This is a genomic window from Pseudoxanthomonas sp. USHLN014 (assembly GCF_037153335.1).
GTDB classification, from domain to species: Bacteria; Pseudomonadota; Gammaproteobacteria; order Xanthomonadales; family Xanthomonadaceae; genus Pseudoxanthomonas_A; species Pseudoxanthomonas_A winnipegensis.
Genome location: NZ_JBBCKO010000001.1, coordinates 688,826 through 699,866, shown reverse-complemented (window position 1 = coordinate 699,866; position 11,041 = coordinate 688,826). Strand labels below are relative to the sequence as shown.

9 protein-coding genes and 1 pseudogene are annotated in these 11,041 nt (G+C 58.3%); 9 read left to right on the top strand and 1 reads right to left on the bottom strand.

The genetic code is table 11. The features are described from left to right. Positions 1-105 precede the first annotated feature (105 nt). From WFQ05_RS03205 to WFQ05_RS03175, 7 genes and pseudogenes are all read left to right on the top strand, one after another. A complete protein-coding gene (locus WFQ05_RS03205) occupies positions 106-1,023 on the top strand; it encodes a phosphoglycerate mutase (RefSeq protein ID WP_337052601.1) in 918 nt (305 codons plus the stop codon). Then, positions 1,020-1,784, top strand: a pseudogene (locus WFQ05_RS03200) (DHH family phosphoesterase); the annotation flags it as partial. The gene WFQ05_RS03205 and the pseudogene WFQ05_RS03200, both read left to right, overlap by 4 nt. A gap of 236 nt (positions 1,785-2,020) precedes the next feature. Beyond that, positions 2,021-3,211: a tyrosine-type recombinase/integrase gene (locus WFQ05_RS03195; protein ID WP_130522623.1), complete on the top strand. Its 1,191-nt coding sequence runs from the start codon at positions 2,021-2,023 to the stop codon at positions 3,209-3,211. Then, positions 3,193-4,788: a hypothetical protein gene (locus WFQ05_RS03190; protein ID WP_162456377.1), complete on the top strand. Its 1,596-nt coding sequence runs from the start codon at positions 3,193-3,195 to the stop codon at positions 4,786-4,788. The genes WFQ05_RS03195 and WFQ05_RS03190 overlap by 19 nt, the downstream gene beginning before the upstream one ends. 1 nt (position 4,789) lies before the next feature. Further along, entirely contained in the window at positions 4,790-6,931 is a 2,142-nt protein-coding gene (locus WFQ05_RS03185) for a hypothetical protein (RefSeq protein ID WP_162456376.1), read from the top strand. Continuing rightward, positions 6,928-7,434 (top strand): hypothetical protein, encoded by a 507-nt coding sequence (locus tag WFQ05_RS03180; protein WP_130522620.1) that lies wholly within the window; start codon positions 6,928-6,930, stop codon positions 7,432-7,434. Before WFQ05_RS03185 ends, WFQ05_RS03180 begins: the two co-directional genes overlap by 4 nt. Beyond that, positions 7,431-9,197, top strand: coding sequence for a DHH family phosphoesterase (locus WFQ05_RS03175; RefSeq protein WP_130522619.1), 1,767 nt, complete (start codon positions 7,431-7,433; stop codon positions 9,195-9,197). The genes WFQ05_RS03180 and WFQ05_RS03175 overlap by 4 nt, the downstream gene beginning before the upstream one ends. 73 nt (positions 9,198-9,270) lie before the next feature. On the opposite strand, the gene WFQ05_RS03170 is transcribed toward WFQ05_RS03175, so the two are convergent. Then, on the bottom strand, positions 9,271-10,041 hold the full coding sequence (locus WFQ05_RS03170) for a hypothetical protein (protein WP_130522618.1): 771 nt from the start codon (positions 10,039-10,041) through the stop codon (positions 9,271-9,273). 94 nt (positions 10,042-10,135) lie between these two features. Between WFQ05_RS03170 and WFQ05_RS03165 the strand changes: the two genes are divergently transcribed. Continuing rightward, positions 10,136-10,492, top strand: coding sequence for a helix-turn-helix transcriptional regulator (locus WFQ05_RS03165; protein ID WP_130522617.1), 357 nt, complete (start codon positions 10,136-10,138; stop codon positions 10,490-10,492). 172 nt (positions 10,493-10,664) lie between these two features. Continuing rightward, positions 10,665-11,009 (top strand): helix-turn-helix domain-containing protein, encoded by a 345-nt coding sequence (locus WFQ05_RS03160; protein ID WP_130522616.1) that lies wholly within the window; start codon positions 10,665-10,667, stop codon positions 11,007-11,009. Positions 11,010-11,041 lie beyond the last annotated feature (32 nt).

The window sequence follows — 11,041 nt, the reverse complement described above, 5'->3', positions numbered from 1 at the left end:
GCGATGGCGCGATCGCGCGGCATAGCTTCGGCCGGGCGCTGAAGCACGCCGCGCGTCTTCGCTCGATGCGTCACGTGCGCCTCGACCTTGGTCCGTCGCACTAGCATGGCGTCCGCGACCTTGCTGCTGCCGGCGCGTGCCCAGCTCGCCGGCGAGCTGCCGCCCCAGGCCGGCAAGGCCCTGGCCCGCGCCGACCGCGACCAGGGCGAGGCGGGCGAGCGCGCCCAACTGCGCCGCCATTTCCAACTGGTCCCCGATCACTGGCCGGTCGCGGCGCTGACCCGGCAGCTCGACGCCGGCGATGCCGCCCAGTCGCGCTGGCTGCGCGCAGATCCCGCCTTTCTGGCGCCGGACATGACCGGCGCGCGCCTGCTCGCGCATGGACCCGCGCTGGGCCTGGAACAGGCCGACGTCGATGCGCTGCTGCCGGCGCTCAAGCCGCTGTTCGGCGATGCCGGCTTCCTGCTGGACGCGCCGACGCCCGCGCGCTGGTATCTGCGCCTGCTCAGCGACACGCCGCTGCCCGAATTCGCCGCGCCCGAGCAGGTGCTGGGAGACGACCTGTTCGGCCATCTGCCGCATGGCGATGCCGGGCGCCGCTGGCGCGCGCTGTTCACCGAAGCCCAGGTACTGCTGCACCAGCATCCCTGGAACGCCCAGCGCGCCGCGCAGGGCAAGCCGGCGGTCAACGCGCTGTGGTTCTGGGGTCCGGGCGTGCTGCCGCAGGCGGTCACCACGCCGTATCGGCAGGTGCGCAGCCGCGACGAGCTGCTGCTGGCGCTGGCGCGCCAGGCCGGCACCTTCGATGCCCTCGAACAGGGCGTCGACGCGCTGGTCGACCTGCGCCATCTCAAGTCGCCGGCGATGTTCACCGACCAGGTGCTGGCGCCGCTACTGGCCGAGCTGCGCCGCGGCGAGCTGGCGCGCGTGGTGCTGGACTTCCAGGACGGCGCGCGCTTCAGGCTCACCGCCGGCCAGCGCTGGCGCCTGCTGCGCCGCACGCTGACACGCCTGGACGCATGAGGCCGGCCACCCGCATCTCCCGGCGCAGCGTCGCCGCCGGCGGCCCGTGGTCGGACGCCGTGCCGCCGCTGCTGCAGCGGATCTACGCCGGGCGCGGTGCCCTGGCCGAAGCCCAGGCGCGACCGCGCCTGGCCCAGCTGCATCCACCGGAGCTGCTCGGCGGCATGGACGCGGCGGTGGCGCTGCTGGCCGAGGCCATCGCGCAGGACCGGCACATCGTCGTGGTCGGCGACTTCGACTGCGATGGCGCCACGGCCTGCGCGGTCGCCGTGCGCGGGCTGATCCTGCTCGGCGCGCGCCACGTCACCCCCGCGGTGCCCAATCGCGTGACCCACGGCTACGGACTGTCGCCCTCGCTGGTGTCCGAGCTGGCCGCGCTCAAGCCCGACCTGCTGGTCACCGTCGACCACGGCATCGCCTGCCATGCCGGCATCGCGCAGGCGCGCGCCCTGGGCTGGCAGGTGCTGGTCACCGACCACCATCTGCCCGGCGCCGCGCTGCCGCCCGCGCACGCCATCGTCAATCCCAACCTGGCCGGCGACGGCTTCCCCAGCAAGGCGCTGGCCGGGGTCGGGGTGATGTTCTACGTGCTGCTGGCGCTGCGTCGCAGGCTTCATGGCGATCATCCTTCGAGCGAGTCGAGGGCAGGCGCTGATCGCGAGCATCAGACGGCGGACCTCCATGGCCGCGTTCCTCCGAAAAACCGGCCCGATCTGACTGCACTGCTCGACCTGGTCGCCGTCGGCACCATCGCCGACTTAGGTGGGGGCGGATCTGGACACTTTCTTCTAGGGTCAAAGCTCCTAGACCTGCCCTAGATCGGTCTTTGCCCCCCTAAATCCTGAGAGGGATATTGACTGGTTGCCCTTCTACGCAACTTTCGTTAACGTCTTAGGCGCGGCATGTATTGGACTTATAGATAAGTCTATTTATATCAATGATATAAACTTCATAGGTGTTCACTTTGAGGCCTGACCGAGTTAGCTTGGCGTATAGGGTGATTCCGTTCCTGGATCAGGACGCAACCAGCCGGTACGTCTTGATGCATCGCGAATCCGGTCGACTGCCGATCGCGTCGTCCATCTATGAAACGCATCTCGCTCAGAAGAGCGACTCGCAGAAGACAAGGTCAGGATCGCTATACGGGATCGCAAGCTTGTACTCATGGGCTGACGAGCGCGGCGTTGACTTGGATGCACAACTCCTGAGTGGTGAAGGCTTGGCGCCGTCGCAGATCTCCGCTTTCTCGGCCTGGTTGCGGGTACGGCTAGGTGAGGACGGGAAAGCAAGGCTCACGCCTGAATCGAGAACCACACACAACCAGACCCTGCACTTCTGCCGACAAATCTGTGTGCATTTCATAACTCAGTATGCGACATCGAATTCAGCAGTCGCAGAACGCGTTATGCAAATCGAACTTCTTGCCAACTCGCAAGGTCGCGAGTGGACAAGGACACGGATCAAGACGCGGAAGAAGAGAGTAGCGCCAGATCTGACGGACGAAGAACTGGCGCGGATCGAAGAATTTCTATTACCTGAAAATAGAAGTAGGAACGTCGGCCAAGATATTGCATGGCGGGACTATCTACTTTGGAGATTGACGATTGAGTTCGGCTTGCGACTTGGTGAGGTGCTAAGCCTGAGGCTCCAGGACTGTCCGGCGTTGGGTCGCAACTACATTAGTGTCGTCAGGATCGAAGAGCGTGACGACGGAGTGATTGACTCGAGAGGAGCGCATGCCCCAAGGCCAAAAACCCTAAGTCGCGACCTTCGCTTTCTATGGAAGGAGACCAGGTTTCCGCATCTAATTGCCCAATACACGACTCGCTTTCGTCGCGCCTCGGTCAAGGAGCATGGCCGCCAGGTATATCGGTGGGTCCTTCCCCATCCATTCCTGATCGTAGCAACGAACGGTAAGCCGCTTTCTATCAGCACTGCGAATGATGTGGCGTCCGCGATCAAGGCGGCAACTGGCATCAACTTCCACTGGCATCTGGCACGACACGCCTTCTTCAATCGGATGTACCTGCGCGCCAAGACCAATCAGGAACTGCAGGATCTTGTGTACTGGGGTGGCTGGGAGAGCGAAAAGAGCCTTGAGATCTATTCAAGACGTGCTCGAGCCGACCGAGCGAAGGGAGTGATGCGATCCGAAAATGAGAACTGGTCATGGACGGCATTGCAATGATGCAGAACCATGAAACTGGCCTGTGGGAAGGTTCGGACGGACGCAAATTCGTCCGCAATGAATTCAATCCAGACGCCCCAGTGTTTATCGACGTAACGGATGATGTCTGGCGGTTCAGCCTGGGTGGTTCAGCGAGGAGGTTGGATTGGCGACAGGGCGGACTGTCAAATGCTGTTGTTGAGCCTTTGCAAGTTATTGCATTGGAGCAATTGCGAACCAAATCCGCGTCGTGGGCGCAGCACGTGCATCGGATGTTGCATGGCCTTGTTATGGCGGCAAACAGTCTGGGGATAGAGCTTTCAGGTGGGCTTGGCGCTCTGTCCATCAAGGAATGGGCAGCAATGTGGGTGCTGCTTTCAAAAGAAGCTCGAACAATGCTCCGAATCTTCTATAGGGAGATGGCTCAGCGATCAATGGCGGGAGCGAGCCCAGCTATCGCACTGGAAATGGACGAATGGGTCGCGTGGCCACAACCGGCGGGCATGCAGGACGTACTGACCTGGAATGCAGAGACTGGGGCATACACGTCGGGGGAGTCGGAACTGGCCCGACGCGCATTGGCCATGCCCGTAGGTGATGAATCTGATGTTGAATGCATTATCCGGGTTTTTGGCTGGATTCTCTTTGAGACCTATAAGCGTCCACTGCAACTACTTGGTATGCGCAAAGATGCCTTGGTCACCTATAAGGGGCAACGCTGGCAATACTTTTTAAGAATTCCGAAGGTAAAGGCGCAAACGGGCGATGTTGCCGAGTTGTGGCCTGTAAGCGAGGCGCTGGGGAAATCGATACAGGCATTGGGCGACCGCCCATTACTCTTGGCTCTACAGGAAAAATTCGACCGATTGATTGTCGTGCCAGGCAGAAAACAAGGCGGCAACAATCGAAATGCAACCACTATCGGTTCGCGCGATCAATACGGTCTAGAACTTCCGATGGAGTGGCATGAGCATGGGCAGGTACCTACGGGCACCATGACCAGATTGCTGCGTCGATGGAGTATTGAAAGCAATATCGTCAGTCCAAGGACTGGAAAGGTACTTGTTTTTGGAGCGAAGCGCGTTCGTCATACCGGCGGAACGCGTCTTGCCATGCAGGGTACTCCTCGAGACGAAATCCAGACAATCTTCGAGCACGATGATCCTACATCGGCTCAGGCCTACATTGATGCGGTGGCTTCGGAGTTGCTGCCTGCCATCGAGCGAGCAGACCGTGCACTAGGCGGGCTATTCGCCGGTCTTAATGCGGCCTTCTTTCAAGGCGTGGTTGTACCTGCGTTAGGAGAGAAGCAAATTCTCGTTCCCGATTTTCACTCGGGCGCCCCCGCTGTCGTTGGCTCATGTGGCAGCAGCGGGGCGTGCCCAACTCATCCGTTTTGGGCGTGCTACGGAGGATGCCCACATTTTCAAGCGTGGCGGGATGGCGATCACAGCGCTTCAATGAAGTATGTCCAGCGCGAACATGAACGATGGAGCCATGCCGAGGCTGGAAAAGAGCGCAGCAAATTGGGCAAGGATTTTGAACAGGTATACGCCGGGATCAAAGACGTGATCACGGCTATTGAAGAGGGGCATTAGGATGTCGGCCGCACTTTCTCGTTGGCTGCATGAGCACACGGCGGATTCCTCAATTTCGGAGTTGGGGTCGCATTTGCTCGCCTTGATTCCGCCTGGAGCGTCATTCGAATCGGATCAATGGAATGTAATTTCATGGGTGTTACGTCCTGGCAATGGCATCAGCAGATACCTCTACTTTGACAAGATCGTTCATGCCAACTTGAAGGCGGCATGCAAGATTTGGATTCTCCATGGACGGATGACACGAAATCTTGGAGAAGGTTCGGCTCAGGCCCGCTTAACGGTCGTGGCAATTTTAGGGGAAGTTCTCGGGGCACGGTCATTCGACACGCTCAAGAACGAAGATTTCTACGCTGCAGAACGGCGGATCAGAAAGAATCGCGCAGCTGCGGGCGCATACGGACTATGCAAGGTGCTCGCGACGTTCGCGAAGTGGCTGAATTTGCGGACGCGATCGAGACTGAGCTACGTCTCCGGCATGAAGAAGCCAGCTAAGCACGGGCGCAAGGGCAATGATGCAGGTCGCCATGAAAAGTTAATGCCAGACGAGGTCATACGCGACCTGATTGCTGTCAATTCAAGAGACGATATAAGTGACATCGATCGCTTCTATCTGCAGATTTTCACTATCGATGTCGGGGCCGGATTTCGTGTGGGCGAGTTGGCGAATTTGCCGGAAAATTGTCTCATCGAGCACGATGGCGCCTTGCAATTGCTGTACTTCCCCGAGAAGAAAGGGCGTCCCGTTCCAAAGGTGGTGCCTCCCAGTCTAGTGCCGGCAATCCGTGCCGCTGTTTCCGCATTGAAATCTTCCACCGAGGATTTGCGAAAGCTTGCCGCGCAACAGCGTGAGAATGAGCCAGTCGATTGGCTTAAGGTGTCTTCCAATGAGGCGGCTGCATGCTACTTCACATCAAAATTCGCGCACGAATGGACCGCAGATCCAGCCAATCGGCTCATTAATCCCGATGCGGTTTGGCACAAGTTCAAGAAGAAGCTGATCGATGCGATCGGCACGTTAGAGGAGTGCGGTGGTAATAAGTCTGAAGCAGGTCGCAGACTGGGCGTGACGTACATGAGCCTGGAAAGGATGCTGGCCGAGCAGCGTGCCGCCCGCGCAGGTGAGCTCCGCACCATGACCTGCAAGGGGAAGGAAATACGCAGTTGGAATTTCGATCCTCGACTCATTAACGAGAATCAATTCAAGCTGCGCGCGCGAACCACAACACACAAGCTGTATCCGTCTGTCCGAGCGATCATTCAAGACGCCAGAGAAATGCAGTTGCGAGGAGAGTTTTATCCGAATCCGGTTAGAGATGAAGGCCTGGAGGCCCAATTCAAACGATCATTTGCCCTCATTAGAGGCCCAGGGGGAGAGTCATACCTGGAAGCTCACGAGGCGTTGCTGCTCCGCAGGCGCGGCCGGGGTGGAAATTCTCGCACTAGCGATTTTCTAGCGGTCACCGTCACCGACTTGGCGCGGTGGCTAAGTCGAAATGATGGAAAAACAAAGATTAGTGTTTTTCAGAGATTCGGGATTGTAGATCCAAGGACAGGCGAGATCGCCAAGTTTACTTGGCATGACGTGCGGCACTGGCTCAACACACAGTATCAGCGAGGCGGTCTTAGTCAGCAGCAGATTGCTCTGATCTTTGGTCGCAAGGACGTCGGTCAGAATGCCACATATGACCAAACGTCGAGCGAAGAGCGAGCAGAACGCTTAAGGAATGCCGTGCGAGACGGAGTGATCGTCGGCGAGATCAGCGACACATATTCGCGTCTGGCGGATATCTCTAGAGAGCAAGCGGAGGAATATCTGGCGGGTGCACTGCGAATGATAAACATCATGCCGCACGGTCTGTGTACCCTAAATTGGGCAATGAACCCGTGCCCACACTATCTCAGCTGTTTCACCTGCGGTGGAGATAGTGAGGAGAATAGTGGCGCTTGCGAGCATCTGATCGTAGATCGCAACAATTCTGGGCATGTCGCTGAGATCAGACGCCTTCGTAGCGAGGCGCAGGTGGCGCTGAAAGTTATTCCTTCGGAGTCTCCCATGTTCAGTCATTACCTGCGTATTTTCAGTAATACGACCCTCAAGCTGGAGCAGATGGGGCTCGGAGTCGAGGTTGTAGCGAAATGAGAAAACAACTTCGCGGTGAAGAATTGTCTGGTCGCATTCGCACGGTAATTCATGAGTTGGCGGATGAGGCGGCGAAGCTCGGGAAGGGCTACGTATTCAATGCGAGCGAGGTTTCGGCACGTGTGCCCGCATCGAGAACGACTCTAAGGCGTTATGATCATGTTGTAGCGGAAACGCTGAAATCGTTGAAGGCAGGGCGCCGATCTACTTCAGGCGAAGCATTGATTGCGCTGTTCCGCGCTCAAAACGAACGGCTGCAAGAAGAACTAGCTGTGGCTCAACGTCAAGTTCAAGCGCTTCGACAGCATCATGTCGAAATATATAGGCGGTTTCACCACAGCTCCGCGGATATAACGCCTTTGCTGACCCCGCTTCTGGCAGAGGAATGCAAGGAGGCTTCAGCTTGCCTGTTCTGTGGGGGTGACATTTCTGCAGTCAAGAGTCGGAAGGCAGGCAGCAATGTCTTCCCAATCAAGCCTTCTGCAGGAAAGCCTGGGCGATGACAGACAGCACAAACATGATGCTTAAGGATCGATCGCGCGATAAGCCTGTGGAGGAGCAGGCCATTAGTCTCGGCTATACGCCGTTGCAGGCGCGGGTGATATCAGGTCGATTACATGGGGTTTCCTTCTCGCAGCTTCGCTCCCTAATTATCCCATCGCCTAACGAGATCGATGGGCCGCACGCATTGCCCGACATTGATAAGGCCTCCGGGCACCTTGCCGACGCAATCTCTGCGCACACACCAATTGCTCTGGTTACTGATCACGATGCTGATGGCGCCACTTCCCACGCGATTCTCAAAAACGCTCTAGTGGCGATGGGGTATCCGGTTGGCCGAATCTATAGTTTTCTCTCGCATAAGATGATCGAGGGGTACGGCCTCAGCGATGCGCTAGTCGATCGCATGCTCCCTCAGCTTCCGCCAAGCACGTGCATTATTACGGCGGATCAGGGGAGTACCGATGAGATGCGAATCTCCCGGTTGGTCGCTGCTGGCCATTCCGTCGTGGTGACGGATCATCACGGCATTCCCGAAGAAGGGCCGCCGCAATCAGCTCATGCCGTGGTGAACCCGGTGCGGCGCGATAGCAAATTTCCAGATAAGGCGATAGCCGGTTGCCATACCGCATTGCTGGTCATGGCGGCTACTCGCGAGCTGTTAATTGAGCGTGGGTCTTTAACCCCGGAATCGCCACGTGTCTCTGATCTTCTAGATTATTGCGCGGTTGGGACCATTGCGGACGCGTCGTCTCTTGCGTACTCGCTAAACAATCGAATGATCGTGCAGCGCGGGCTCCGTTTGATGAATTCGAAGCCGCGACCTTGTTGGCAAGCTATGCGCCGCTTGCTAAAGAAGGAAGGGGACTGGACAGCTGCCGATATTGCATTTCAGATCGCGACACGCATAAATGCTAGAGGCCGGCTAACCGATGCCATGCTGGGGGTGGAGTTTCTGTGTGCCACCAGCGAGGAGGAGGCATTCCGCATCCTCCAGGAACTTGATTCCAACAATCGCGAGCGAAAGGACATTGAAGCGACACTGCGCAGTATTGCAGAACCTTTGGCTAAAGCCGGTATCCGCGATGGGCGACTCGGACTCTGTCTATGGCTGGGGGAACGGTCGCATGCAGGGGTTCACGGTATTACCGCCACTCGAATGGTGGAGCAGTTCGGATTGCCAACGATATGCCTATCGCCGCTTGCGAGTGACGAGAGCATTGCCACCGGATCAATACGAACAACGCCGCACGTTAACGTCCTGCAAGCGCTGACATTAATTAAACAACGCTGGCCAGGCCTATTGTTGAGCGCTGGCGGGCATCGTGGTGCGGGCGGGCTCAAGGTGAAGCGAAGCGATATTCCCACCTTGGTTGATGCATGGGATACGTGTGTCAAAGAAGCCTATGGCGAAGAACTGCCATCACCGTATCTGCTAGTTGACGGGTTGCTCGAAGCACCTGGTTTAGATCATGTACGCGAGTTGTCGGCGTTGGAGCCCTATGGCCGAGAATTCGAGCAGCCAATATTCATGGGTACTTGGCGCGTGAACGATATGCGCCTGATTGGCGACGGAACCCACTTGAAGTTACGGCTCTCAAACAGCGCAACTGACATCGATGCGGTCTGGTTTGGAGCCAACAAAGAGGGGAACCCTCCTGTCAGTGTTGGAGTCAGCGTGACGTTTGCTTATTGTCTGGATGCGCAAAGTTACCGCGGCAACACCCGGCTGCAGCTGATAATTCGGGGGATCGATTTGCGTTGATTGTGCAGTTTGGATGACCTAGCCACGCGTTGCGAAATGAGTGGGACAGAACCGTCACGATCCGCAGCATCTGTTAAACACGACAATGTTCGAGACCGTGGCCAATCAACACCTCTGTACTTGGCCACCCTGTCCAATAGAGTTGTCCCAAGCGCGTCAGCCTATGAACGAAGCCGCGACCCAATGCGCTTTCAGGTTGCGGGTTAAAGGGCGGAAACGAACAGCCATCCCACGTGCCGCTCGCTACTGAAGTCGCACGTCGGCGTATTTCCTGATAGATCGTGTCGCGCAGGCCATCCACCTGGGGTCCGTGCTGCATGGCCATGGAAGCGCCACGCCGTACTGCCGCCCAGGCACAGTAGCGCCACTGGGCTACCGTTAGTACTACTCCGCTTTCCCGATAGGCGAACGCGATGTCCTGTGCCCACTCACCGGAGAACCGATGCTTCAGCAGTTGCTGCTCGAAGAAACGTTCGGCCTCGGCGGATCCCAGTTCGGTCCAAAGCCGCAATCGTTCTGCCGTCGTAAAGTCGTCGCGTTCCAGGGAGTTGAAGTAGTCATCCAGCGCATCGACCAACCGCTCCGGCTCATACACGGCCCAGGACAGATGCCACTGCAAGCCTTCGATCGGCGTGATCCGGGCATCGGGCTTTAGTTCCCAGCGTGCCTCTGGCCAAGGCACTTCGATGACGCCGCGCTCCTGTAAGTACCCCATAGCTACCAGGGTCATCCGCTTGGTCTGCGCGATCGGTAGGCGGTATTCCTGCCCAGTCAATAGCGCCCATAGGTACAGGCATCCTCTTAGCCCGAGTTCATCGACGGTGGCGGGGGCGGGCGACGCCATGTAGGGCAGAGGTGGTTGTTGGGGCTCTAAGAATAACTTAGTATCCAAGAACCGGTCACTTCCGCCATCCTTAAGGCTTCCTTAGGGGGTGGTAGTGACGACTCGAACGGCAAAATACCCGGTTTTTGCGCTACGACTGGCCCAGGCGCGTGAGCGCTCAGGCCTGTCGCAGACGCAACTCGGTGTGCTTGCCGGCTTGGATCCTGCCGTGGCCTCTCCCACAATCAATCAATACGAGCGCGGCAAGCACGAACCCCAGCTCAAACGGGCTAAGCGGCTAGCCGAGGTGCTGGGCATCCCGCCGGCCTTTCTCTATACCGAGGACGACCTGCTCGCTGAACTTCTGCTGCAGTGGAACGGCCTGTCCCTGCGCAAGAAGAAAGAGCTGGTCAAGCTGGTCGAAGCTAACAAGGCGCCAAAAGCGAAGAGATCACGCAGTGCCGCGGAATAGCTAGGCACCCAGCCGAACAGTACTGCGGTGGTGGGCAAATGCAGGCGGATGGCGACCATCGCCACCAGCGGCAAGCCGGCCAGCAGGAGAAGGTGAGGCCAGTGCCAGCCAGGCTGTCGTTTTCCTGTCATCGCGGGTTGCTACGCTTCGTATATTCGATTATTTTAGAAAAATGGAAATCAAAGACGCAACCCTCTCGCTCGCCGCCTTGGGCCAGACCACCCGGCTATCGGTCTTCCGCCTGCTGGTCGAGGCAGGTCCCCAAGGCCGGTTGGCCGGCGAGATCGCCGAGACCCTGTCGCTGCCCGGCGCCACGCTGACCTTCCACCTGAAGGAGCTCAGTGGTGCCGGTTTGATCGAGTGCGAGGCGCGCGGTCGCTTCAAGCGCTATCGCGCCAACTTCGAGGCCATGACCAATTTGATCGCCTTCCTGACCCGCAACTGCTGTGGCGGTGCCACGAACTGCCTGCCAAGCCAGGTGTGCGAGCCCACGCGCCGGAGGAAGGACGCGGCATGAACGAGACGATCGCTTCACCGGTACCGCTTTCC